The 23,443-nt window shown below is 59.3% G+C and carries 23 protein-coding genes; 9 read left to right on the top strand and 14 right to left on the bottom strand.

Annotated features, from left to right (window positions below; genetic code table 11):
• Positions 1-151: 151 nt before the first annotated feature.
• The 7 genes from PCOSP_RS22760 to glpK all read right to left on the bottom strand — a co-directional run bounded on the left by PCOSP_RS22760 (position 152) and on the right by glpK (position 7,991).
• Positions 152-886: an amino acid ABC transporter ATP-binding protein gene (locus PCOSP_RS22760; RefSeq protein WP_024779491.1), complete on the bottom strand. Its 735-nt coding sequence runs from the start codon at positions 884-886 to the stop codon at positions 152-154.
• Positions 883-1,554 (bottom strand): amino acid ABC transporter permease, encoded by a 672-nt coding sequence (locus PCOSP_RS22755; protein WP_041020253.1) that lies wholly within the window; start codon positions 1,552-1,554, stop codon positions 883-885. The genes PCOSP_RS22760 and PCOSP_RS22755 overlap by 4 nt, the downstream gene beginning before the upstream one ends.
• On the bottom strand, positions 1,554-2,300 hold the full coding sequence (locus tag PCOSP_RS22750) for an amino acid ABC transporter permease (RefSeq protein ID WP_041020252.1): 747 nt from the start codon (positions 2,298-2,300) through the stop codon (positions 1,554-1,556). Before PCOSP_RS22750 ends, PCOSP_RS22755 begins: the two co-directional genes overlap by 1 nt.
• 192 nt (positions 2,301-2,492) lie before the next feature.
• Complete coding sequence (locus PCOSP_RS22745) at positions 2,493-3,407, bottom strand: glutamate/aspartate ABC transporter substrate-binding protein (RefSeq protein WP_175384692.1); 915 nt, start codon at positions 3,405-3,407, stop codon at positions 2,493-2,495.
• 442 nt (positions 3,408-3,849) lie between these two features.
• The gene (gene glpD / locus PCOSP_RS22740) at positions 3,850-5,388 is read right to left on the bottom strand and encodes a glycerol-3-phosphate dehydrogenase (protein ID WP_464711989.1); all 1,539 of its coding nucleotides are present in this window, start codon (positions 5,386-5,388) and stop codon (positions 3,850-3,852) included.
• A 247-nt stretch (positions 5,389-5,635) separates the two neighbouring features.
• Positions 5,636-6,391 (bottom strand): DeoR/GlpR family transcriptional regulator, encoded by a 756-nt coding sequence (locus tag PCOSP_RS22735; protein WP_139647722.1) that lies wholly within the window; start codon positions 6,389-6,391, stop codon positions 5,636-5,638.
• A 94-nt stretch (positions 6,392-6,485) separates the two neighbouring features.
• Positions 6,486-7,991, bottom strand: a complete 1,506-nt coding sequence (gene glpK, locus PCOSP_RS22730; protein ID WP_139647724.1) for a glycerol kinase GlpK — start codon at positions 7,989-7,991, stop codon at positions 6,486-6,488.
• A gap of 195 nt (positions 7,992-8,186) precedes the next feature.
• On the opposite strand from glpK, the gene ybaK reads away from it, so the two are divergent.
• Both ybaK and PCOSP_RS22720 read left to right on the top strand, forming a co-directional pair.
• The gene (gene ybaK, locus PCOSP_RS22725; RefSeq protein ID WP_175384693.1) at positions 8,187-8,657 is read left to right on the top strand and encodes a Cys-tRNA(Pro) deacylase; all 471 of its coding nucleotides are present in this window, start codon (positions 8,187-8,189) and stop codon (positions 8,655-8,657) included.
• Positions 8,658-8,777: 120 nt separating this feature from the next.
• Positions 8,778-9,560, top strand: coding sequence for a PhzF family phenazine biosynthesis protein (locus tag PCOSP_RS22720; RefSeq protein ID WP_464709558.1), 783 nt, complete (start codon positions 8,778-8,780; stop codon positions 9,558-9,560).
• Positions 9,561-9,775: 215 nt separating this feature from the next.
• Here PCOSP_RS22720 and PCOSP_RS22715 read toward each other — a convergent pair whose 3' ends face one another.
• The gene (locus PCOSP_RS22715; RefSeq protein ID WP_175364196.1) at positions 9,776-10,885 is read right to left on the bottom strand and encodes an ABC transporter ATP-binding protein; all 1,110 of its coding nucleotides are present in this window, start codon (positions 10,883-10,885) and stop codon (positions 9,776-9,778) included.
• Positions 10,882-11,802, bottom strand: coding sequence for an ornithine carbamoyltransferase (argF, locus tag PCOSP_RS22710; protein ID WP_139647731.1), 921 nt, complete (start codon positions 11,800-11,802; stop codon positions 10,882-10,884). The genes PCOSP_RS22715 and argF overlap by 4 nt, the downstream gene beginning before the upstream one ends.
• Positions 11,803-12,207: 405 nt before the next feature.
• Here argF and PCOSP_RS22705 point away from each other — a divergent pair, with 405 nt between their 5' ends.
• The 3 genes from PCOSP_RS22705 (at position 12,208) to grxD (ending at position 15,173) form a co-directional block, all read left to right on the top strand.
• The gene (locus PCOSP_RS22705) at positions 12,208-12,492 is read left to right on the top strand and encodes a hypothetical protein (protein WP_047701161.1); all 285 of its coding nucleotides are present in this window, start codon (positions 12,208-12,210) and stop codon (positions 12,490-12,492) included.
• Positions 12,493-12,623: 131 nt separating this feature from the next.
• The gene (locus PCOSP_RS22700; RefSeq protein WP_464709557.1) at positions 12,624-14,732 is read left to right on the top strand and encodes a molybdopterin oxidoreductase family protein; all 2,109 of its coding nucleotides are present in this window, start codon (positions 12,624-12,626) and stop codon (positions 14,730-14,732) included.
• 99 nt (positions 14,733-14,831) lie between these two features.
• Positions 14,832-15,173, top strand: coding sequence for a Grx4 family monothiol glutaredoxin (grxD, locus tag PCOSP_RS22695; RefSeq protein ID WP_041020242.1), 342 nt, complete (start codon positions 14,832-14,834; stop codon positions 15,171-15,173).
• A gap of 232 nt (positions 15,174-15,405) precedes the next feature.
• Here grxD and bfr read toward each other — a convergent pair whose 3' ends face one another.
• The gene (gene bfr / locus PCOSP_RS22690) at positions 15,406-15,879 is read right to left on the bottom strand and encodes a bacterioferritin (protein WP_024779505.1); all 474 of its coding nucleotides are present in this window, start codon (positions 15,877-15,879) and stop codon (positions 15,406-15,408) included.
• Positions 15,880-16,078: 199 nt separating this feature from the next.
• Positions 16,079-16,297 (bottom strand): bacterioferritin-associated ferredoxin, encoded by a 219-nt coding sequence (locus PCOSP_RS22685; protein WP_024779506.1) that lies wholly within the window; start codon positions 16,295-16,297, stop codon positions 16,079-16,081.
• Positions 16,298-16,594: 297 nt separating this feature from the next.
• Here PCOSP_RS22685 and PCOSP_RS22680 point away from each other — a divergent pair, with 297 nt between their 5' ends.
• A complete protein-coding gene (locus PCOSP_RS22680) occupies positions 16,595-17,197 on the top strand; it encodes a peroxiredoxin (protein ID WP_072395029.1) in 603 nt (200 codons plus the stop codon).
• 225 nt (positions 17,198-17,422) lie between these two features.
• Here PCOSP_RS22680 and rnt read toward each other — a convergent pair whose 3' ends face one another.
• Together rnt and pyrC are read right to left on the bottom strand one after the other, a co-directional pair.
• Positions 17,423-18,100 (bottom strand): ribonuclease T, encoded by a 678-nt coding sequence (rnt, locus tag PCOSP_RS22675; RefSeq protein WP_041020238.1) that lies wholly within the window; start codon positions 18,098-18,100, stop codon positions 17,423-17,425.
• A complete protein-coding gene (pyrC, locus tag PCOSP_RS22670; RefSeq protein WP_464709556.1) occupies positions 18,097-19,143 on the bottom strand; it encodes a dihydroorotase in 1,047 nt (348 codons plus the stop codon). The genes rnt and pyrC overlap by 4 nt, the downstream gene beginning before the upstream one ends.
• 191 nt (positions 19,144-19,334) lie before the next feature.
• Between pyrC and PCOSP_RS22665 the strand changes: the two genes are divergently transcribed.
• Positions 19,335-20,357, top strand: coding sequence for a flagellar protein MotY (locus tag PCOSP_RS22665; RefSeq protein WP_175363296.1), 1,023 nt, complete (start codon positions 19,335-19,337; stop codon positions 20,355-20,357).
• A 127-nt stretch (positions 20,358-20,484) separates the two neighbouring features.
• Complete coding sequence (locus tag PCOSP_RS22660; protein WP_024779511.1) at positions 20,485-21,702, top strand: argininosuccinate synthase; 1,218 nt, start codon at positions 20,485-20,487, stop codon at positions 21,700-21,702.
• Positions 21,703-21,797: 95 nt separating this feature from the next.
• Here the strand turns inward: PCOSP_RS22660 and PCOSP_RS22655 are convergent, their stop codons facing one another.
• The gene (locus tag PCOSP_RS22655) at positions 21,798-22,289 is read right to left on the bottom strand and encodes a hypothetical protein (protein ID WP_254704999.1); all 492 of its coding nucleotides are present in this window, start codon (positions 22,287-22,289) and stop codon (positions 21,798-21,800) included.
• A gap of 478 nt (positions 22,290-22,767) precedes the next feature.
• Between PCOSP_RS22655 and PCOSP_RS22650 the strand changes: the two genes are divergently transcribed.
• Complete coding sequence (locus PCOSP_RS22650) at positions 22,768-23,394, top strand: response regulator transcription factor (protein ID WP_041020234.1); 627 nt, start codon at positions 22,768-22,770, stop codon at positions 23,392-23,394.
• Positions 23,395-23,443 lie beyond the last annotated feature (49 nt).

Here is a 23,443-nt window from a genome sequence, read left to right as displayed (position 1 = left end):
GGGTCAACCACAACACAAATCTACAAACCAACACCCGGCCCCTTGTGGGAGCGGGCTTGCTCGCGAAAGCGGTGTGTCAGTCGACAGGTTATTTGCTGACATGACGCCTTCGCGAGCAAGCCCGCTCCCACACAAGGGGGAGCGGTGCTGCTTAGTGCTGCAGGATTTTCTCAAGGAAGTGCTGCGCACGTTCGGAGCGGGCGCTGATGTCGCCGAAGAACTCCTCCTTCGGGCAGTCTTCGATGATCTGGCCCTGGTCCATGAAGATCACCCGGTTCGCCACCTTGCGGGCGAAGCCCATTTCGTGGGTCACGCACATCATGGTCATGCCTTCGTGGGCCAGTTGCACCATCACGTCGAGCACTTCATTGACCATTTCCGGGTCGAGGGCCGAAGTCGGTTCGTCGAACAGCATCACCACCGGGTCCATCGCCAAGGCGCGGGCAATCGCCACGCGTTGTTGCTGGCCGCCAGAGAGCTGGCCCGGATGCTTGTGGGCGTGGGCCGAGAGCCCGACCCGATCAAGCAACTGCAGGCCTTTCTTGGTGGCTTCTTCCTTGCTGCGGCCCAGCACCTTGATCTGCGCGATGGTCAGGTTCTCGGTGATGGTCAGGTGCGGGAACAGTTCGAAGTGCTGGAACACCATGCCCACCCGCGAACGCAGTTTCGGCAGGTTGGTCTTCGGGTCGGCGATGGACGTGCCGTCGACCACGATGTCGCCTTTCTGGAACGGCTCCAGGGCGTTCACGCACTTGATCAGGGTGGACTTGCCCGAACCCGACGGACCGCACACCACCACCACTTCACCTTTGCTGACCTCGGTGCTGCAATTGGTCAGTACCTGGAAGTCCCCATACCACTTGTTGATGTTCTTGATAGAGATCATACGGCGAACCTTTTTTGCAGACGCTTGACCAGCAGCGAGGCGGCAAAGCTGATTGTGAAGTACACGAGACCTGCGACGATCAGGAACTCATTGGAGCGGCCGATGATGTCGCCATTGGCTCGCGAAGCATTGAGGAAATCCACCAGGCCGACGGTGTAGACCAGCGAGGTGTCCTGAAACAGGATGATGCTTTGTTGCAGCAGCAGCGGGGTCATCTTGCGAAACGCCTGGGGCAGGATGATCAGGCGCATGGTCTGGCCATAATTCATGCCCAGCGCCTGGGCGGCGCCCATCTGGCCCTTGGGGATCGACTGCACGCCGGCCCGCACGATTTCGCAGAAGTACGCGGCTTCGAACATCATGAACGCCACGACGCAGGAGCCAAACGCGCCGATTGGCGTGTCTTCGCCGGTGATCCAGCGCAGCACGAACGGCACCGCCAGGTAGAACCAGGTGATCACCAGCAGCAGCGGGATCGAGCGGAAGTAGTTGACGTAGGCGCCGGCGATATTGGACAGCAACTTGTTATGGGACAGGCGCATCAGCGCCAGGATCGTACCCAGAACGATGCCGCCGACCACGCCCAGGACCATCAGCTTGAGGGTCATCACCATGCCGTTCCACAGGCCGGGAATGGCCGGAACGACACCACTGAAATCGAATTCCATTATTTACCCCCCACGGAGATGAGGCCGGGCACCGCGACTTTCTTCTCGACCATGCGCATGAGCAGCATCAGGCTCATGTTCAGGGTGAAATAGATCAAGGTCGCCAGGGTGAAGGCTTCGAACAGGTTGGCGGAGAACTCGGCGGTCTGCTTGGTCTGCGCGAGCAGTTCCATCAGGCCGATCAGCGAGGCCACGGAGGAGTTCTTGAAGACGTTGAGGAATTCCGAGGTGAGCGGCGGAATGATGATCCGGTAGGCCTGGGGCAGCAGCACGTTCCAGTAGATCTGCGGCAGCTTGAAGCCCATGGCCCGGGCAGCGGATTCCTGGCCGCGTGGCAGCGCCTGGATACCGGTGCGCACTTGTTCGCAGACCCGGGCGGCAGTGAACAGGCCCAGGCACACGACGACGCTCAGGTAGGCCGAAGTCGTCGGGTTCAGGTCCTGCTTGTACCATTCCTGCAGGTTTTCCGGCAGCAGGTCGGGTACCAGGAAGTACCAGATGAACAGCTGCACCAACAACGGCACGTTACGGAAAAGCTCCACGTAGCAGGTGGCGATACCCGACACCAGCCGGTTCGGCACGGTGCGCATCACACCCAGGACCGAGCCCAGCAGCAGGGCAATGATCCAGGCCACGACGGCGATGGCGATGGTCCAGCCCAGGCCGGCGATGTACCAGTCGAGATAAGTCTCGCTGCCCACGCCGGTGGACTTGAAGAACACGCCCCAGTCCCAGTTGTAATTCATTAGGGTCTCCCCTCAGATCGTTCGATGTACAGATGCCCGCCTGGGGAAGCTCCGTTCCCGCCCGACCTTGAAGGCCAGGCACACGCGTCCGGCTCGACAGCCACCGGTTCGAGTGTTTCCTTATTGTCAGCTGGGAGTGACCATCCCCTGAAAGGGCCGGGCCCCTTCAGGAGATAAGGTTAGTCAGAAAAATCAGGACTTCTTGTCGTCAGCCGCCTTGTCGGTCGGATTGGCGATCAGTGCCTTGAGCTCGTCGCTCATCGGGAAGTTCAGGTTCAGGTTTTTCGGTGGGATCGGCTGGGTGAACCACTTGTCGTAGATCTTGTTGATCTCGCCCGACGCGAAGGTGGCCTTGATGGCGTCATCCACAGCCTTTTTGAACGGCTCGTCGCCTTTGCGCATCATGCAGCCGTAGATTTCGTAGGACTGTGGCGTACCGGTGACGGCCCAGTCATCGGCTTTCTTGGCCTTGGCCGCTTCGCCGGCCAGCAGGGCGTCATCCATCATGAACGCGACGGCACGACCCGATTCCAGCATCTGGAAGGATTCGCCGTGGTCCTTGGCAGAGATGACGTTCATGCCCATCTGCTTGTCGGCGTTCATGGCCTTGAGCAGTCGCTCGGAGGTGGTGCCGGCGGTGGTCACGACGTTCTTGCCTTTCAGGTCGTCGAAATCCTTGTACTTGGAATCTTTCTTGGAGAGCAGGCGGGTGCCGATCTCGAAGATGCCAACGGAGAAGTCAACCTGCTGCTGACGCTCGACGTTGTTGGTGGTGGAGCCGCATTCCAGGTCCACGGTGCCGTTCTGCACCAGCGGGATACGGGTTTGCGAAGTGACCAGGTTGTACTTGACCTGCAGGTTGGGCATGTCCAGGTCTTTTTTCAGGGCTTCGACGACTTTCAACTGGATGTCGTGGGAGTAGCCGACCGGTTTGCCGGAAGCGTCCGCGATGTAGGAGAACGGAATGGAAGCGTCGCGATGGCCGAGCGTGACGACGCCGGACTCTTTGATCTTTTTCAGCGTGCCGGTCAGTTCGGCAGCGAAAGCTGGGGTGCTGATCAGAGCGACAGCAACGGCTGCGCCCAGGAGATGGGGAACGATACGCATCGATGTTTCCTCGACATTGTTTTTTTTATTTCAGCCGGTTCGGCCCTGAGTACTTCGAATGTCCGGTTGCTCCTGGTGTGTTGGCGTCCAGGCATTCGTCTCCAGGAGTGTAGAGCATGACCCGTGCCAGGCCGGGTCAACATGGCTAACCTATTGTTTTGCATGGGGTATTAATTTTTTGTTTCAGGCTTTTGGTGAGCAAATCATCCGGTTAGCCGAACCGGGTGCCGGGTCGTGTTCGGAAAACCGAATGCCTTGAATCCACATCGACCCCCGCGGGAGCGAGCCTGCTCGCGATATCGATGGCACATCCAGCCTCTGTTGATTCAGACACACCGCTATCGCGAGCAGGCTCGCTCCCACAGGGCCGGTGGCGAGATTTCAGACAGCAAAAAGCCCCTGAATCGGAGGATTCAGGGGCTTCGGTCGAGCAGGCTATCGATCAGGCCGCTTCGATCTTGCGGCGGTTGTGGGCGACTTTATCCAGGTATTGCTGCAGCTTTTCCTGTTCGGCCGGGGTGGTGAACAAGCCCAATTTGCTGCGGCGCCACAGAATGTCCCGGGCATCGACGGCCCATTCGTCGCTGCACAGGTAGTCGACCTCCTGGGTATAGAGATCGGCACCGATCAACTCGCCCAGGTCGCTCAGGTTATGCACGCCTTCGAGCATGCGCCAGGTACGGCTGCCGTAGGTGGTGGCCCAACGGCGCGCGAGGGCGGTCGGTACCCAGTCGAACTTATCGCGGATCGCCGAGCAGAGCGCTTGCGGGGTGGTCATGTTCTCGCCGCCGGGCAACGGGGCGTTGGCGGTCCAGCTCGGTTGCATCTGGGTGAAATAGGGGGCCAACTGCGTCATGGCCGATTCGGCCAGCTTGCGGTAGGTGGTCAGCTTGCCGCCGAATACCGACAGCAAGGGCGCCTCTTGGCCGCTACCGGAAAGTGCCAGGGTGTAATCCCGGGTCACGGCCGACGGGTTGTCGGACTCGTCGTTGCACAGCGGACGCACACCGGAATAACTGTGCAGAATGTCGTCACGGCTGATCTGTTTCTTGAAGTGGGCATTGACCACATTCAACAGATAATCGGTTTCGCCGTCGGTAATCGCCACCTTGGCCGGATCGCCGGTGTATTCGCGGTCGGTCGTGCCGATCAGGGTGAACTGGTTCAGGTAAGGAATGGTGAACACGATGCGCTGGTCTTCGTTCTGAAGGATATGCGCGTGTTCGCCTTCATAGAGTTTCGGCACGATCACATGACTGCCCTGGATCAGACGAATACCGTAGGGGGATTCCATCTTCAGGTCATCGCGAATGAACTTGGCGACCCATGGGCCGGCTGCGTTCACCAGGGCCTTGGCGCGGATTGAAAACAGGCTGCCGTCGGCGCGTTCCAGGTGCAAATGCCACAGTCCATTGCTACGACGGGCGTTCACGCAGCGGGTACGGGTGTGGACGTGTGCGCCTTTTTCCCTCGCCGCCATGGCGTTGAGCACCACCAACCGTGCATCGTCGACCCAGCAATCGGAGTATTCGAAGCCCTTGGTGATCTCGCTTTTCAGCGCGCTATCGGCACCGAATTTCAAGCTCTTGGAACCGGCGAGTTGTTCACGCTTGCCCAGGTGATCGTAGAGGAACAGGCCGGCACGGATCATCCAGGCCGGACGCAGGTGCGGGCGGTGGGGCAGTACGAAGCGCATCTGCTTGACGATGTGCGGGGCCTTGGCCAACAGCACCTCGCGCTCGGCCAACGCTTCACGCACCAAGCGGAATTCGTAATGTTCGAGGTAGCGCAGCCCGCCGTGGATCAGCTTGCTGCTGGCCGAGGAGGTATGGCTGGCCAGGTCATCCTTTTCGCAAAGGAACACCGAAAGACCGCGACCGGCAGCGTCCGCGGCAATCCCCACGCCATTGATGCCGCCGCCAATGACGGCAATGTCGTAGATTTCGGCGATAGGGGGCGTAGGCAATGTGGAGGTGGGCATCGGCTGGCCTCGGGTTTCTTTCATGACATTTGAATTCGAACATAAATGTTCATTTGCGAAAATACTAGCCCATTAATACAGCAGCGGCTAGTCGATCCCGATTGAAAAAACTCATCGAAAGACGTCAAAAAGAAAATTTTCGAACATAAAAAAGATCGCAGGCTTCGCCAGCTCCTACAGGTATGGTGTAGGAGCTGGCGAAGCCTGCGATCTCTTGAAGCTGAAAAGTAGCAGCTTGAAGCTGCCGTTAAACCACTTCCAGCCGAATCTTGTGCTGGTTCAGCAACTGCACCAGGGCCGGTACTGGTTGCTGGTCGGTCACCAGGCAATCGATCAGGCTGATGGGCCCCAGGCGGACCATGGCGTTGCGCCCGAACTTGCTGGAGTCCGCCGCCAGCAGCACTTGCCGGGCGTTGGCGATGATTGCCTGGGAGACGCGCACTTCCTGGTAATCGAAGTCCAGCAGGCTGCCGTCTTCGTCGATGCCACTGATACCCACCAGGGCGAAATCGACCTTGAACTGGTTGATGAAGTCGACGCTGGCCTGGCCCACCACGCCACCGTCGCGGCGTACATTGCCGCCGGCGATCAACACTTCGAAGTCGTCCTTGGCGCTGAGGATCGAAGCCACGTGCAGGTTATTGGTGATGACCTTGAGCTGGTTGTGGTTGAGCAGTGCCCGGGCGATGGATTCGGTGGTAGTGCCGATGTTGATGAACAGCGACGCATGATCGGGGATCTGGGCGGCGATGGCTTCGGCAATGCGTTGTTTCTCATCGCGCATCTGATCGGCGCGCATGGCGTAAGCGGTGTTTTCAACGCTCGAATCGTAGGCGGCACCACCATGGTAGCGACGCAGCAGGTTCATCTCCGCCAGTTGATTGATATCGCGGCGGATGGTTTGCGGGGTGACGACGAACACCTGAGCCATTTCCTCGATGCTGACATAGCCGCGTTCACGGACCAGTTCGAGGATTTGCTGCTGACGGGGAGGCAGATTCATGGGGCTTCCTTTGGGCTGCCATGCAAAATTTGCCCATGATGCCGCAGGAATCCACTCCCGACCAGTTTCAGTCCTTCTTCATGGCGGTTTCAGGCTACTCGGCGTCTTCGTGGGATTCCCAGTCGCGGGTGCGGCTGATGGCTTTTTTCCAACCGGCGTAGAGTTTTTCCTTCGCCTGTTCGTCCAGTTGTGGTTCGAACCGGCGCTCGATCACCGCTTTGCCGCGCAGCTCTTCCAGGCTGCCCCAGAAGCCACATGCCAGGCCCGCCAGGTAGGCGGCACCCAAGGCTGTGGTCTCGCGCATTTTCGGGCGTTCGACCTGGGTGCCGAGGATGTCGGCCTGGAACTGCATCAGGAAGTTGTTCGCCACCGCGCCGCCGTCAACGCGCAAGGCCTTGAGGCGTTCACCGGAATCCTGCTGCATGGCGTCGAGTACGTCGCGGGTCTGGTAGGCAATCGACTCCAGCGCCGCGCGAATGATGTGATCGACCCGTACGCCACGCGTCAGGCCGAACAGTGCGCCACGGGCATAGGGGTCCCAGTACGGCGCGCCAAGGCCCGTGAAGGCGGGCACGAGGTACACGCCGTTGCTGTCCTTGACCTTGTTGGCGAAGTATTCGGTATCGAGGGCGTCGTTGACGATTTTCAGCTCGTCGCGCAGCCACTGCACCGTGGAACCGCCATTGAATACCGCGCCTTCCAAGGCGTAGGCCACTTCACCACGGGGGCCGCAGGCGATGGTGGTGAGCATGCCGTGATTGGATTTGACTGCCTTGTCCCCGGTGTTCATCAGCAGGAAACAACCGGTGCCGTAGGTGTTTTTTGCCTGGCCCGGTTCCACGCACATCTGGCCGAAGAGGGCGGCCTGCTGGTCGCCGGCGATGCCACCAATGGCAATGCCGCTCTTGGTGCGGCCGTAGATTTCCGAGGAAGACTTCACTTCCGGCAACATTTCCCGGGGGATGTCGAGGATGTCGAGCATCTTCGCGTCCCACTCCAGGGAATGGATGTTGAAAAGCATGGTGCGCGAGGCGTTGGTGTAGTCGGTGACATGGACCTTGCCGCCGGTAAATTTCCAGATCAGCCAGCTGTCGACGGTACCGAACAGCAGTTCACCGTTGCGCGCACGCTCACGGCTGCCTTCCACGGTGTCCAGGATCCACTTGAGCTTGGTGCCGGAGAAGTACGGGTCGGTGACCAGGCCGGTGGTCTGGCTAATATAAGGCTCGTGGCCGTCGCGCTTGAGCTGTTGGCAGATTTCGGTGCTGCGCCGACATTGCCAGACGATGGCGTTGTAGATCGGCCGGCCGGTGGTCTTGTCCCACACCACCGTGGTCTCACGCTGGTTGGTGATGCCGATGGCGGCCACCTGGTCATGATGCAGGCCGGCCTGGGCCAGGGCTTCGACCATGACCGCGCTCTGGGTGGCGAAGATCTCCATCGGGTCATGTTCGACCCACCCGGCCTGGGGATAGTGCTGGGCGAATTCGCGCTGGGCAGTGCAGACCACATTGGCGTCACGGTCGAAGATGATCGCGCGGGAGCTGGTCGTGCCCTGGTCGAGGGCAATGATGTAGTTCTTGTTCTGAATGTCGGTCATATCGATTGCCTTGGGACGTAAATCTGGTCTCGGCAGTGCTCGAGACATGCGTTCTGGCTTTCACTTTCGAAAAAATATAGACAAGAAACGCTGCTGTCAAAGATTGAAAGTGAACCTTCGGTCATATTTTCAACTATTCGTGAAGTATGACTTAGAATCCCGGCCCACTCTTTTCTGATTTCTTCAGGAGCGGTCATGACCCCCGCATTGGATCTGCTTAAAAAAGTGCGCGCCGAGCATCGTATCCACAGCTACGAACACGACCCCAAGGCCGCCTCCTATGGCCTGGAGGCTGCGGAAAAACTGGGGTTGGATCCGGCGCAGGTGTTCAAGACACTGCTGGCCGCCAGTGAAAAAGGCGAGTTGCTGGTGGCGGTGGTGCCGGTGGTCGGCAGCTTGGACCTGAAAGCGCTGGCCCATGCCGCCGGTGTGAAAAAAGTCGAGATGGCCGACCCGGCCGCCGCGCAACGCTCCACGGGCTATCTGCTGGGCGGTATCAGCCCGTTGGGGCAGAAGAAGCGTTTGCGCACCTTCATCGACCGTTCCGCCGAACCCTTCGCCAGCATCTATGTCAGCGCGGGACGAAGAGGGTTGGAGGTGGAACTGGCCCCAGGGGTGTTGGCCGAGCATACCGGGGCGGCGTTCGCCGATATCGGTCGCGCCTGATCTCTTGCGGGCAGATCTTGCCCTACGCTGTAGGGTGAAAATTCACTTGATCTGTCACTGGCGTGACCGTGTCAAGGCGCTTCATGCTCGCACCCCTATAACAAGGCGAAGGAGAAGGCCATGCAGCTTGCGTTTCATCAAGTCGATGCGTTCAGTGATCGACCGTTTGGCGGCAACCCGGCGATAGTTTATCGGCTCGATGCCTGGCTGGCCGATGACTTGATGCACAAGATCGCCGCCGAACATAACCTGGCCGAAACCGCGTTCCTGGTGCGCGAAGGTCAGTATTGGCATATCCGCTGGTTCACCCCCACCACCGAAGTCCCGCTATGCGGACACGCCACGCTGGCCAGCGCCCATGTGCTGTTCGAGATCTACCACGAGACTGTCGACCGGTTGGATTTCATGTGCAAATCCGGCCCCTTGAGCGTCAGTCGCGAAGGTGAACGGTTGTGGCTGGATTTTCCGGCCATGATACCTAGCGAACTGGGCGCCTCCCTGGCCGTGCAGAACGCCCTCGGTGTCGAGGCGGTGGACGTCCTCGCATCCAATGTCCTGCTGGTGGTGCTGGAGTCGGAACAAGCGGTGCTCGATTGCAAGCCAGACATGGCAGCCTTGGCTAAACTGCCGTGGCCTGGCGCTATCGTCACCGCGCCGGGTAGTCGGCATGACTTTGTCTCGCGTTACTTTGCGCCAGCGATTGGTATCAACGAGGATCCGGTGACCGGATCGACCCATTGCAGCCTGGTTCCGTACTGGTCCAAACGCCTGAGCAAACTGGGGCTGACGGCTTATCAATGCTCGGCCAGGGGCGGGGCGCTGTTCTGTCGGTTGGAGGGGGAACGGGTGAAGATTGGCGGGGATGCGAGGTTGGTGGCCAGTGGGACGTTGTTGCTGGGTTAATCTGAACTGAGTACAGCCGGGAGAGCGATGTCGGCTGTCAGGCCGCCATCGCGAGCAGGCTCGCTCCCACATGGGAGTTGGGGTGTGCGCAGCCTTTGCATACACCACCAAGACCTGTGGGAGCGAGCCTGCTCGCGATGACGGCGGCAAAGATAGACAGTTGCCCCCCGCAATCAAAGATCAGAGACAACGGGAAGAGGGCATCTCGGCCTGACTCAATGGGCCGCGCTGTACCGCCGTACCCCACTGTCCACCAACGGTATATGCGCAGCCGTACTACCCGAGGCCTGGAACAGCACCAGATGTTCAGCCAACACGCGAATACCGACATGGGCGCCGACCTGATGATCGGCATGGCTCGGAAAGATCGACTCCAGCTGCGCTCCCGTCGGCAATTGCAGGCGATACAAGGTCGAAGCCCCCAGGAAGGTCTTGCCGACGATCCTGGCCGTCAGTGGGCTGTCCGGTGCATAGACGATATCGTCCGGCCGCAACAGCACATCCACTGCGCCACCGACAGGCCAGGTGTAGGCCCGGTTGCCGCGCAGGATACCCAGCTCGGTCTGCACCGATTCCGGGCTTTCGAGCCGGCCACGGATGAAATAGCCCTGTCCGATAAAACTGGCGACGAAGGGCGTCAGTGGTTCGTGGTACAGGTTGTAGGGCGTGTCCCACTGTTCCAGTCGACCTTCCTTGAACACGCCGACGTGGTCGCTCACGGCGAAGGCTTCTTCCTGGTCATGGGTGACCAGAATGGCGCTGGTGCCGCGGGCCTTGAGAATGTCCCGCACCTCATGGCTGAGCTTGCGACGCAACTCGCCGTCGAGGTTGGAGAACGGTTCGTCGAGCAACAGCAGCTGTGGCTCCGGCGCGAGCGCTCGGGCCAGTGCCACGCGCTGTTGCTGGCCGCCGGACAGTTCGTGGGGAAAGCGTTTACCCAGGTTCTTCAGATTGACCAGCTCCAGCAGCTCTTCCACCACGCGTTCCCTGTTCGGATGCTTGCGGATGCCGAAGGCGATGTTCTGCGCGACACTCAGGTGGGGAAACAGCGCGTAGTCCTGGAACACCATGCCGATACGACGTTTTTCCGGGGCCAGGGTGAAGCCGGCGCGGGAAAGGGTTTCCCCGGCCAGTTGGATTTCACCTTCGTGCACCGGCTCGAAGCCGGCAATGGCCCGCAATGTCGTGGTCTTGCCACACCCGGACGAGCCGAGCAGGCAGCCGATGTCGCCGGCATTGAGGTGCAGGTTGAGATTCTGCACGACCCGTTGGTCCTGGTAACCGCAGGCCAGGTTGTGCAGATTCAACAGCAGGGGATGACTCATGCGTGGTGATACGCCGGCTCGACAAGGAACTCGAGCAGGGCCTTTTGTGCATGGAGACGATTCTCGGCCTGGTGCCAAGCGACCGAGCGCGGATCATCCAGCAGGTCGAAGCTGATCTCCTCGCCACGGTGAGCCGGCAGGCAATGCATGAACAGCACCTCGGCATCCGCCAGGTCGAGCAGGGCCCGGTTGACCTGCAGCGGCGCGAACAGCTCGAGGCGCTTGGCGGTTTCTTCTTCCTGGCCCATGGAAGTCCAGACGTCGGTGCTCACCAGGTGCGCACCGGCCACGGCCAGTTTCGGGTCACGGACAATGGACACCCGGTCCCCGGCCTTGGCCACCAGTTCGGCGTTGGGGTCGTAGCCCTCGGGGCAGGCGATGCGCAACTGGAAGTCGAATTGCATCGCCGCTTCTATATAGCTGTTGCACATGTTGTTGCCATCGCCGATCCAGGCCACGGTCTTGCCCTGGATCGAGCCACGGTGTTCAAGGAACGTCTGCATGTCGGCCAGCAACTGGCACGGGTGCAGGTCATCGGACAGGCCGTTGATCACCGGCACACGGGAATGGGCGGCGAATTCGGTCAGGGTGCTGTGGGCAAAGGTACGGATCATCATCACGTCGAGCATGCTCGACATGACGATGGCGCAATCAGCGATCGGCTCGCCACGGCCCAGCTGGGTATCGCGAGGCGACAGGAAGATCGCCTGGCCGCCCAGCTGGATCATGCCGGCTTCGAACGAAATACGGGTACGGGTCGATGATTTCTCGAAGATCATGCCCAGTACGCGGTTCTTCAGGGGCTCGAACAGTACGCCGCGGTTACGCAGGTCTTTGAGCTCCACGCCTCGACGGATCACGCCGAGCAACTCATCGGGCGTGAGATCCATCAGGGAGAGAAAGTGCCTTGCGCTCATGATTGACTACCTTTTTGTAACAGACCGCAGATGCTCAAAGCCTTGTTTAATAAAAAAACGGGCGAGACCTGCGGCAAAAGCCGCACGGGGGCGACGAAAATAGGGGAAGGCGCGATATTGACATTAAATGTCGCGTCTTACCAATAGGGCTACGGTTTTTGGGGATTTCAGCAGGGTCATCACCAGACTGTGATGACATGTTTGAGGCCGGTTTCCTGACAGCAGCGACCCATTTGTACACTGGCGTTGCGCGGCTTGGCAATCAGTCGGGGCGGGCCTGGCATGACGGGTGGTCGCTTTATGACCTGTCGTTCAACGATTCGCCTGTCTGTTGGTCAGTGTGAAACATTTCCTAATGCAAAAGGGGTGGGTTATAAAAGAACCCCTAGACGCAGGAGCTTCGAAATGGATTCGAAAGAGCAACAACTGATGGAGCTGCTGGGGCTGACGGCGCGCTCCCTGACTCACCTCACCGCTTCGGTGACGTCCATGTCATTCGAGTTGTTGCGCAGCGACGATGAAGTCATCAAGGCCGCCGGTCGCCGAATGATCGATCGCATGGCCACCATCAGCGGCGGGCTCGACGAGCATTGGCGGTTGATCGGGGAGCTGACGGGAGAGCCTATCGCTCAGGAACAGGTGCAGACCGTCGAAGAGATCCAGCTGTTAGCGCCACCCCCCGAGCAGTGATGCCACTTCATCGGTACGCCTGATGCCCGGCAATTCACAGGACGAACCTCGCTGGCAAAGGCGTGGATCACGCGCCATAGTTTTGTTCCCGCGGCCGAAAGTGCCCGCCACGAATAAAACAGAGACTGGCCATGACCAAGACTCTTCATCACCGTGCGTGCCATCTGTGTGAAGCCATCTGCGGCTTGACCCTGGAAACCACCGAAACCGAAGGCCAGGGCCTGGCGATCACCTCGATCAAGGGCGATCCGCTGGACAGCTTCAGTCGTGGCCACATCTGCCCCAAGGCGGTGGCCCTGCAGGATATCCAGAACGACCCGGATCGTTTGCGCCAACCCATGCAGCGGATTGGCAGCGAATGGCAGCCCATCGCCTGGGACGAAGCGTTTGCATTGGTCGCTGAACGCCTGGCGGCCATTCAGGAGCACCATGGTCAGAACGCGGTGGCGGTCTACCAGGGCAACCCCAGCGTGCATAACTATGGACTGACGACCCACAGCAACTATTTCCTGGGGCTGTTGAAAACCCGAAGCCGTTTCTCGGCTACTTCCGTGGACCAGTTGCCCCATCACCTGACCAGCCACCTGATGTATGGCCACGGCTTGCTGCTGCCGATACCGGACATCGACCACACCGACTTCATGTTGATTCTGGGCGGTAATCCGTTGGCGTCCAATGGCAGCATCATGACCGTGCCGGATGTCGAAAAGCGCCTGAAGGCGATTCAGGCCCGGGGCGGCAAAGTGGTGGTGGTCGACCCGCGTCGCAGCGAAACGGCGGCCATGGCCAGCCAGCATCTTTTCGTGCGCCCCGGTGGTGACGCCGCGCTGTTGTTTGGCCTGCTCAACACCTTGTTCAGCGAAGGCCTGACCCGAGACAGTCATTTACCGGTGGATGGCCTTGAGGAGGTGCGCGAGGCTGTCGCAACCTTCACCGCCGAAGCGATGAGCCCGCTCTGTGCGGTGCCGGCGTCGCAGATTCGTCGGTTGGCCCGGGACTTCGCAGCCGCGCCCTCGGCGGTCTGCTATGGGCGAATGGGCGTCTCGACCCAGGCTTTCGGCACCCTGTGCCATTGGTTGATCCAGGTGATCAACCTGGTGACCGGTAATCTGGATCGGGTTGGCGGGGCGCTGTGCACCGAGCCGGCGGTGGATCTGGTGGCCAGCACTTCGGGCGGGCATTTCAACCGCTGGCAAAGCCGTGTATCCGGGCGTCCCGAGTACGCCGGCGAGCTGCCTGTGTCGACCTTGGCCGAGGAAATGCTTACCGAGGGCGAAGGCCAGATCCGGGCACTGGTCACCGTGGCTGGCAATCCGGTACTGTCCACGCCCAACGGGCGGCAACTGGAGCAGGCGCTGGACGGGCTGGAATTCATGGTCAGCGTCGATTTGTACATCAACGAGACCACCCGCTACGCCGACCTGATCCTGCCCTCGACCTCCGCCCTGGAAAATGACCATTACGACACCACGTTCAATCTGTTCGCGGTGCGCAACGTCACCCGTTTCAACCGGGCCATCCTGCCCAAGCCCGAGGGCGCCCTGCACGACTGGGAGATCTTCGTCGGCCTGGCCAAGGCCTTCGCCGCCAGGACCGGCAAGGAACTCAAACCAACCATGCCGCCCGCGCAAATGATCGACGCCGGCTTGCGGGCGGGTGCTTACGGGGATGCCTCGCCGCACAAGCTGTCCCTGGCGACGCTGTTTGACCATCCCCATGGCATCGATCTGGGGGCGCTCAAGCCTAACCTGGCGCCGCGGCTGAAGACTGAAAACCGGCGGGTGCAGGCCGCCCCCGCGGTGATTCTCGCCGATATCGGGCGTTTCGCCGCGTTGCCGACACCCAAGCCGGGTGAATTGCTGATGATTGGCCGTCGGCATGTGCGCAGTAACAATTCCTGGATGCATAACTTCCATCGACTGGTGAAGGGCAAGCCGCGTCATCAATTGCTGATGCATCCGGATGACCTGGCCAGTCGTGGTCTGAGCGATGGGCAACGAGTGAAGGTCAGTTCACGGGTGGGGGTGATCGAAGTCGAAGTGCTGGGCAGCCCGGACATGATGAAAGGCGTGGTCAGCCTGCCTCACGGTTGGGGGCATGCCCGGCCGGGTGTGCAGATGAGCATTGCCAGCGAGCAGCCGGGCTCCAGCGCCAATGACCTGACCGACGAACGCCAGCTGGACGAGTTGTCCGGCAATGCGGCGCTCAATGGCGTGCCGGTAACGGTGGCGGCTGCGTGAACTTGTCTGTGGAGGAGACCGAGCACCTTGCTCGGCTTTCCGTTACAATGCGCCACCGTGTCGACGACTTGAGTCGCGAAGTTTAAGCCGAGGTGCTCCATGGATATCATCGAAACGATCAAAGATCAGATTGCCAACAACACCGTCCTGCTCTACATGAAAGGCTCGCCGAATGCGCCGCAGTGCGGTTTCTCGGCCAAGGCTGCTCAGGCGGTAATGGCATGTGGCGAGAAGTTTGCCTACGTGGACATCCTGCAGAACCCGGAAATCCGTGCCAACCTGCCGAAGTACGCCAACTGGCCAACCTTCCCACAGCTGTGGGTCGCAGGTGAGTTGATCGGCGGTAGCGACATCATGACCGAGATGGCCGCTGACGGCTCGCTGCAGACCACGATCAAGGAAGCTGTAGCGAAAGTAGCGGCGAGCAAGACCGAAGCCTGATTTACGATGGTCCGTGTTCGCCACTCAGACTGTGGTTGAACAGGGACCTTGTGGGAGCAAGCCTGCTCGCGATTGCGGCGGGTCAGATACAGTGATGGCGGCTGACACACCGCAATCGCGGGCAGGCTCGCTCCCACAGTAGATGTTCAGTGTCGCCTGGGTCGCCAGGCAATAAAAAGCCCCGCCTCTCGTCAGAGGGCGGGGCTTTTTAGTGGCTCGTTTTTGGCGAAGCTTATTCTTCGCCCATCTGCGATTGCAGGTAGTTCTCAAGACCGACCTTGTCGATCAGGCCCAGTTGGGTTTCCAGCCAGTCAATGTGCTCTTCCTCGGACTCGAGGATGTCTTCCAGCAGTTCACGGCTGCCGAAGTCACCAACGCTTTCGCAATGAGCGATGGCGGCTTTCAGGTCGGTGTGGCCGGTGCGTTCGATACGCAGGTCGCACTCGAGCATTTCCCGGGTGTGTTCGCCGATGTGCAGTTTGCCCAGGTCCTGGACGTTCGGCAGGCCTTCGAGGAACAGGATGCGCTTGATCAGTTTATCCGCGTGTTTCATCTCGTCGATGGACTCGTGGTACTCGTGCTTGCCCAGCTTGTTCAGGCCCCAGTCTTCGTACATGCGTGCGTGCAGGAAGTACTGGTTGATTGCGACCAGTTCATTGGCGAGGATCTTGTTGAGATGCTGGATGACTGTAACGTCGCCTTTCATGGTGAGGCCTGCCCTGTAGTAGCTGTCTATAAGGCAGAGTTTGAGCCGCGTACTTACGGGTGTCAAACCTAAGTTATTGAATAATAAATGAAAATTAATCGGAATAAGAATGTTTGTGTTCCGCGTCTTGAAGCTAAGCAATTGATTTACAGGCATAAAAAAACCGGACACTGAGTCCGGTTCTTTTGAAAGCTGGTTATTAAGCGGCGCTGAATTCCACGGGGAAGGGGATCGACGCCTGGGCCGTTTGCGCTTTGGCGAGGGTTTCACGCACCACTTCCTTGGCCAGGCAGGCGCATTTGCCACATTGGCTGGCTACGCCGGTGGCCTGGCGGACTTCGCGATAGCTGCAGCAACCTTCATAGATCGCTTCGCGGATTTGTCCGTCGGTGACGCCAGTGCAGAGGCATACATACATAAGTGAGAACCGTCGCTGGTTGTGACTCAATTGAGACGGATCTTAATGTTAACGAGAATGATTGTCAAAGTGGTTTCTGAAGTGTCTGGGCTGGAGCCGCCACGGGCTGACGAACGGTTTTTTAGTGGCACTCTGGCGATTTTTCGATAACGCCAAAAAACCGTTGAGGACAGCCCAAATGCCCGGTGTATGATGGTCGGTCCTTGCGAAGCGGGTTCGTGTCACAGGGCTGTCGCCGGAGGGTGACAGGCTGACGCGAATCTTAGTTTTTCACGTTATTACACCAGGAGATATCCAATGAGCGTACTCGTAGGCAAGCAAGCCCCTGACTTCACCGTTCCTGCCGTTCTCGGCAACGGCGAAATCGTCGACAGCTTCACCCTGTCCTCGGCCATCAAAGGCAAATACGGCCTGGTGTTCTTCTATCCGCTGGACTTCACCTTCGTCTGCCCGTCCGAACTGATCGCTCTGGACCACCGCATGGACGATTTCAAGGCTCGTAACGTTGAAGTGATTGCCGTTTCGATCGACTCCCACTTCACCCACAACGCCTGGCGCAACACGCCGATCAACGGCGGCGGCATCGGCCCGGTGAAATACACCATGGCTGCCGACATGAAGCACGAAATCGCCAAGGCCTATGACGTCGAGTCCGAAGGCGGCGTGGCTTTCCGTGGTGCATTCCTGATCGACGACAAAGGCGTGGTCCGTTCGCAGATCGTCAACGACCTGCCACTGGGCCGTAACATGGAAGAGCTGATCCGTCTGGTCGACGCCCTGCAATTCCACGAAGAGCACGGCGAAGTCTGCCCTGCCAACTGGAAAAAAGGCGACAAGGGCATGACTGCATCGCCTGAAGGCGTTGCCGCTTACCTGGGTGAGCACGGCGACAAGCTGTAAGCGAACCAGGCATAAAAAAACCGGCTCTCGATGGGCCGGTTTTTTTATGGTTTAGAACTGCACGCAGTACTTGTGGCGAGGGGATTTATCCCCGCTGGGCTGTGCAGCAGCCCTAAAAGCACTCACTCGGTGTATCAGTTCCGGTTGAGTCGTTGCCATTGGGGCTGCTGCGCAGCCCAGCGGGGATAAATCCCCTCGCCACATAAAGCCAAGCCAGGATTTGCATCAGTCGTCGAAATCCTGCCAGCCACCCATCTCCTTCCAGCGATTGACTATTCCGCAAAACAGTTCGGCCGTTTTCTCGGTGTCGTAGCGGGCCGAGTGGGCTTCACGGCCGTCGAAGTCGATGTCGGCAGCCTGACAGGCCTTGGCCAACACGGTCTGGCCGTACGCCAGGCCGGCCAGGGTGGCGGTGTCGAAGCTGGAGAAGGGATGGAACGGGTTGCGCTTCATGTCCAGGCGCGCGACGGCCGCGTTGAGGAAACCGAGGTCGAAGCTGCTGTTGTGCCCGACCAGGATCGCGCGTTTGCAGCCGTTGGCCTTCAGCGCCTTGCGCACACCGCGGAAGATGTCGGTCAGGGCTGTTTCTTCACTTACGGCCATGCGCAGTGGATGATCGAGCTTGATCCCGGTGAATTCCAGGGCCGCCGCTTCGATGTTGGCACCTTCGAAGGGTTCGACGCGAAAGAAATAGGTGTGATCGGGGAACACAAAGCCTTTTTCGTCCATGCCGATGGTGGTCGCGGCAATTTCCAGCAGCGCATCGGTGGCGGAGTTGAAACCGCCGGTCTCTACGTCGACCACGACCGGCAGGTAACCCCGGAACCGGGCAGCCATGGGGTGGCGAGTGCCGCTTGAACCGCCGTTGCCGTCCAGTTCGTCATCGAAATGCTCTTCACTCACGCGCTTTCCTCCAGCAGGCGCCAGCGCAGTTTTTCACCGGCGCGCAGCGGGATGACAGTCTGCTCGCCGAAGGGCAGGCTGGCGGGGGCGGTCCATTCGTCGCGGACCAGGGTAATACGATCGGTGTTCACCGGCAGGCCGTAGAAACGTGGGCCATGGAGGCTGGCGAAGCCTTCGAGCTTGTCCAGCGCATTGCGTTGTTCGAACGCCTCGGCGTACATCTCGATGGCGGCATAGGCGGTGTAGCAACCGGCGCAACCGCAGGCCGCTTCCTTGGCATGGCGGGCGTGGGGCGCCGAGTCCGTGCCGAGGAAAAACTTGGCGCTGCCGCTGGTGGCGGCATCGAGCAGGGCTTCCTGGTGGGTGTTGCGCTTGAGGATCGGCAGGCAATAGAAATGCGGCCGGATCCCGCCCACCAGCATGTGGTTGCGGTTGTACAGCAGGTGATGCGCCGTGATGGTTGCGCCGACGTTGGCCGGGGCCTCGTTGACGAACTGCACGGCATCGCCGGTGGTGATGTGTTCGAACACGACCTTGAGTGTCGGGAAGCGCTCCACGACGCGGCGCATGTGCTCGTCGATGAAGATCTTCTCGCGGTCGAATACGTCGACGTCGCCGCGGGTGACTTCACCGTGGATCAGCAAGGGCATGCCGACTTCGGCCATGGCCTCCAGCGCCGGGAAGATCTTGTCGATGCTGGTGACCCCGGAGTCCGAGTTCGTCGTGGCGCCGGCAGGGTACAGCTTGGCGGCATGGACGAAGCCGCTGGCCTTGGCGTCGCGGATTTCTTCGGGCTGGGTACGGTCGGTGAGGTAAAGCACCATCAGCGGTTCGAAGCGGCTGCCGGTCGGGCGTGCGGCGAGGATACGCTTGCGATAGCCGTCGGCCTCGCTGGCATTGCGCACGGGCGGAACCAGGTTGGGCATGATGATTGCGCGCCCGAAGGTGCGCGCGACATCGGCGACGGTATGGGTCAACACAGCACCATCGCGAAGATGAATATGCCAGTCGTCGGGACGCAGCAGGGTCAGGCGGTCGGACATTGGGGGGCTTCCAGGCGGGTCAAACTCTGGGGAATGCTACCGGAAAAGACCGATGCAGGCACTCGCTATCAAGTTTTGCCGCAAGTGACCGATAGCTCCTTCAGGCATGAACCGAATCCGTGCCGTGTCTCGGGGCGGCGTCATGCGCCCAGCGAGTACCGAATTTCGTACAAAAGCCAGTGGAGCCTCCCGTGCGCCAGCGTTATCTAGCCTTGCTCAGTGTGTTTGCCAGTCTTCCTGCCATGGCGCTCACTTTCCAGACCCGTCTGGAGAGCATTGAGTGGACGGTTGAAGGCGACAAGTTCGAGTGCCGGCTGAGCCAGCCGATCACCGATTTCGGCAGCGGCGAATTCGTTCGCCGGGCGGGCGAGCAGGCCACGTTCCGCCTCAAGACCTACAATCCGATGATGGGTGGCGGGTCGGCAACGTTGCTGGCGGCGGCTGCGCCGTGGCAACCGGGGCGGGGCGACATCAACCTGGGATCGGTCAGGATCGGCAGTGGCGACGTGCTGTTCAACAGCTCCCAGGTCCAGGCGGGTCGTTTGATCAGCGGGCTGATGGAGGGGCGTAGCCCGGTGGTGCGTCGCAACACCGAGGACGGGAGGGTGTCGGAAGTCCGGCTACTGCCCGTGCGCTTCAACAAGGCCTTCAGCGACTATCAAGGTTGTGTGGCGAAACTGTTGCCAAAGAATTTCGAGCAGATTAAGCAGACCCAGATCGGCTTCCCCGGCGAAGAGGTCGAGCTCGACGCACACGCCAAGGCCCAATTGCAGGTGATGCTCGACTTCATCAAGGCCGACCCGAGCGTCAATCATGTCGAGCTTGACGGTCACTCCGACAACAGCGGTAACCGTTTGACCAATCGTGAGCTGTCGCGCCGCCGGGCCCTGGCGGTCCAGGATTTCTTCAAGGCCAATGGCTTCCAGGAGTCGCAGATCACCTTGCGCTTCCATGGCGAGCGCTACCCTCTGGTACCCAACACCAACGCCGCCAACCGGGCCAAGAACCGCCGTGTGGTCGTCCAGCTGTCGCGTGTGTCCCCCACCGAAGCGCCGGTACCTCAACCTGCCCTTCAACCAGCACCCGCGCCCGCTGCGGCTCCGGCCAAGGCGCCAGCACCGACCGCTGCACCCGCCAAGGCCCCGTCGCCCGCGGCTGCGCCGGCCAAGACCTCGGCCCCGAGTCCCGTTCCGGCCACTGCGCGGACATCCTGATTCGATTTGATCGTCGCGCGCTCGACATAATCTGTCGCTTCGTCGTCATAAGCTGTCGCGCCTCTGTAAATTATCTGCGCCGGACGTTAGACTTGACGGCTTTCCGTACAACCCGTGGAGTGATGGCATGGCGGACGTAAACAAGGTCGTTCTGGCGTATTCCGGCGGCCTGGACACTTCGGTGATCCTCAAGTGGCTGCAGGACACTTATAACTGCGAAGTGGTGACCTTCACCGCTGACCTGGGGCAGGGCGAAGAAGTCGAGCCTGCACGCGCCAAGGCTCAGGCCATGGGCGTCAAAGAGATCTACATCGATGACCTGCGCGAAGAATTCGTCCGCGACTTCGTGTTCCCGATGTTCCGTGCCAACACCGTTTACGAAGGCGAGTACCTGCTTGGTACGTCCATCGCCCGTCCGCTGATCGCCAAGCGCCTGATCGAAATCGCCAACGAGACCGGCGCCGACGCCATTTCCCATGGCGCCACCGGCAAAGGCAACGACCAGGTGCGTTTCGAACTGGGCGCCTATGCCCTCAAGCCCGGCGTGAAAGTCATTGCCCCGTGGCGCGAGTGGGACCTGCTGTCCCGTGAAAAACTGATGGATTACGCCGAGAAGCATGCGATCCCGATCGAGCGTCACGGCAAGAAGAAATCCCCGTACTCGATGGATGCCAACCTGCTGCACATCTCCTATGAAGGCGGCGTGCTGGAAGACACCTGGACCGAGCACGAAGAAGACATGTGGCGCTGGACCGTTTCCCCGGAAAAGGCCCCGGATACTCCGCAATACCTGGAGCTGACCTATCGCAACGGCGATATCGTCGCTCTGGACGGCGTGGAAATGAGCCCGGCCACTGTGCTGGCGACCCTGAACCGTATCGGTGGCGAACACGGCATCGGTCGTCTGGACATCGTCGAGAACCGTTATGTCGGCATGAAGTCTCGTGGTTGCTACGAAACCCCAGGCGGCACCATCATGCTGCGTGCTCACAGGGCAATCGAATCGATCACCCTGGACCGCGAAGTGGCGCACCTCAAAGACGAGTTGATGCCCAAGTATGCCAGCCTGATCTACACCGGTTACTGGTGGAGCCCTGAGCGTCTGATGCTGCAACAGATGATCGACGCCTCCCAGGTCAATGTGAACGGTGTCGTACGCCTGAAGCTGTACAAGGGCAATGTGATCGTGACCGGGCGCAAGTCCGACGATTCGCTGTTCGATGCCAACATCGCGACCTTCGAAGAAGACGGTGGCGCCTACAACCAGGCCGACGCGGCCGGGTTCATCAAGCTCAATGCCTTGCGCATGCGCATCGCGGCGAACAAGGGTCGCAAGCTGTTCTGATCCTGTCGATGTGAAAACGGCCTGCCCTGAGCAGGCCGTTTTTTTTGCCTTCCCTACCTGTGCTGCACCCCGTCGCGGCGCTTTCTGCGTAGCGCTCATCCGTCCGGCACAACGCCTGCCCGGTCGCGGTTGTACATGACGTACACGACTATCTCTGTGGGCTGCGCAGCCTGTTTTGAGTGTTTTGCTCGATCGACTTCGATCAGCCGTTCCGAAGGGTTGCACACGACCAGTATCACTCGTCGTGGATCATGCTTTCCTCGCTGAAGGCGCACCCGCCATTTTTTTATCTTGTGGGGGCGACGGAACACGCGTTTACCGCGGCATATCGGGTCATCCATGGTCTTGACGAAGTGTTTGTTCTTGCGAAAGTCTGAAGGGGAATACAACGAGCGATAGTTGAAGTTGAGCGTGACGAAAAAAAGAAGCAGGAGATAAAAAGGAAAGCTGATCAGGAACCACAGATAATATTTACGATCCTGATCATCCAGAAACGGCAAGGAAATCGCCGCGGAGGTTTCGGATAAGGTTGCGAATATGGCAATGAGGGTCATGGGGTTTGCAATGGTTTTCAAAGGCTTGTTCATGGTGAATGCTCATGAGTGATCCAGTTCGGTTAGTTTAAGTGGCATGAAATTTAATGGTTTGTTGGGTTTGATGAGCTTGAATATATAAGAGGGGGGTGTCTTGTTGTAAGTGTCGTATTGAATGGTCCTGTCCTTTTATATGAATTCTGATGCGCGGGTAGGAGAAAATGACGTTTATGGGTAAATAATTCAGTTACTTTTTATGAGCTGTCGAGTCTCTATCTATATGTAAAAGGAACGCTTCTACAGGGTAAAAACCGCGCTATTCATAGGGGGGCGGGGACTGTGAAAGCGCCACCCGCATTCTGCGGACCCATTCATGGCACATTATTTCCGCGAGAATTTGTAGGAATTTTCTGTGTTGCCTGTAGGTTGCGTCTTTCGGTGTGGGCGGCCAGGGGGCGCGGCATGCCAAGGTAGAAATGACTAGGCTATTGTGCCTGCTCTAAAAATTCGAACAGCGAAGTTGGATTTGCCCATGAATAAAGTGCTGATCGTTGATGATCATCCCGTCATTCGTCTTGCTGTACGTTTACTGATGGAGCGTCATGGTTATGAAGTTATTGCCGAAACGGATAACGGCGTCGATGCGTTACAACTTGCCCGGGAGCAAGCCCCCGATATTGTCATCCTGGATATTGGTATTCCGAAATTGGACGGGCTGGAGGTCATTGCGCGTCTGACCTCCAACCCCTCACCATTGAAAGTACTGGTACTGACCTCTCAGGCACCCGGGCATTTTTCGATGCGATGCATGCAGACAGGCGCGGCCGGATATGTATGCAAGCAACAGGACCTCACGGAGTTGTTGAGTGCGATAAAAGCCGTACTCTCCGGCTACAGCTACTTTCCCAACCAGGCGCTGCACACGGTGCGTTCGAGTCTTGGCAATGCCAGCGAATCCGATATGGTGGATCGTTTGTCTGGAAGGGAAATGATGGTGCTGCAGCAACTGGCTCGCGGAAAAACCAACAAGGAAATTGCGGATGGAATGTTTTTGAGCAACAAGACCGTCAGTACCTACAAGACCCGTTTGTTGTTGAAGCTCAATGCCCGTTCGCTGGTCGATTTGATCGAACTGGCACAGCGTAACGGGTTGGTGTGAGGTCTCGGTCACGCGTACTCAGTAAAAAGCCTCCACATGGGAGGCTTTT

The organism is Pseudomonas sp. MAFF 730105, from assembly GCF_055380705.1.
The sequence above is the reverse complement of the archived record's forward strand: the minus strand, read 5'-3'. Positions and strand labels throughout refer to the sequence as shown.

Coding starts and splice junctions, on each gene's coding strand:
- PCOSP_RS22715 (WP_175364196.1), bottom strand. CDS start 10,885: ATGAGTCATCCCCTGCTGTTGAATCTGCACAACCTGGCCTGCGGTTAC.
- PCOSP_RS22660 (WP_024779511.1), top strand. CDS start 20,485: ATGGCGGACGTAAACAAGGTCGTTCTGGCGTATTCCGGCGGCCTGGAC.
- glpD (WP_464711989.1), bottom strand. CDS start 5,388: ATGCCCACCTCCACATTGCCTACGCCCCCTATCGCCGAAATCTACGAC.
- PCOSP_RS22705 (WP_047701161.1), top strand. CDS start 12,208: ATGGATTCGAAAGAGCAACAACTGATGGAGCTGCTGGGGCTGACGGCG.
- grxD (WP_041020242.1), top strand. CDS start 14,832: ATGGATATCATCGAAACGATCAAAGATCAGATTGCCAACAACACCGTC.
- PCOSP_RS22680 (WP_072395029.1), top strand. CDS start 16,595: ATGAGCGTACTCGTAGGCAAGCAAGCCCCTGACTTCACCGTTCCTGCC.
- ybaK (WP_175384693.1), top strand. CDS start 8,187: ATGACCCCCGCATTGGATCTGCTTAAAAAAGTGCGCGCCGAGCATCGT.
- PCOSP_RS22650 (WP_041020234.1), top strand. CDS start 22,768: ATGAATAAAGTGCTGATCGTTGATGATCATCCCGTCATTCGTCTTGCT.
- PCOSP_RS22685 (WP_024779506.1), bottom strand. CDS start 16,297: ATGTATGTATGCCTCTGCACTGGCGTCACCGACGGACAAATCCGCGAA.
- argF (WP_139647731.1), bottom strand. CDS start 11,802: ATGAGCGCAAGGCACTTTCTCTCCCTGATGGATCTCACGCCCGATGAG.
- pyrC (WP_464709556.1), bottom strand. CDS start 19,143: ATGTCCGACCGCCTGACCCTGCTGCGTCCCGACGACTGGCATATTCAT.
- PCOSP_RS22720 (WP_464709558.1), top strand. CDS start 8,778: ATGCAGCTTGCGTTTCATCAAGTCGATGCGTTCAGTGATCGACCGTTT.
- PCOSP_RS22655 (WP_254704999.1), bottom strand. CDS start 22,289: ATGAACAAGCCTTTGAAAACCATTGCAAACCCCATGACCCTCATTGCC.
- glpK (WP_139647724.1), bottom strand. CDS start 7,991: ATGACCGACATTCAGAACAAGAACTACATCATTGCCCTCGACCAGGGC.
- bfr (WP_024779505.1), bottom strand. CDS start 15,879: ATGAAAGGCGACGTTACAGTCATCCAGCATCTCAACAAGATCCTCGCC.
- PCOSP_RS22735 (WP_139647722.1), bottom strand. CDS start 6,391: ATGAATCTGCCTCCCCGTCAGCAGCAAATCCTCGAACTGGTCCGTGAA.
- PCOSP_RS22760 (WP_024779491.1), bottom strand. CDS start 886: ATGATCTCTATCAAGAACATCAACAAGTGGTATGGGGACTTCCAGGTA.
- PCOSP_RS22755 (WP_041020253.1), bottom strand. CDS start 1,554: ATGGAATTCGATTTCAGTGGTGTCGTTCCGGCCATTCCCGGCCTGTGG.
- PCOSP_RS22750 (WP_041020252.1), bottom strand. CDS start 2,300: ATGAATTACAACTGGGACTGGGGCGTGTTCTTCAAGTCCACCGGCGTG.
- PCOSP_RS22700 (WP_464709557.1), top strand. CDS start 12,624: ATGACCAAGACTCTTCATCACCGTGCGTGCCATCTGTGTGAAGCCATC.
- PCOSP_RS22745 (WP_175384692.1), bottom strand. CDS start 3,407: ATGCGTATCGTTCCCCATCTCCTGGGCGCAGCCGTTGCTGTCGCTCTG.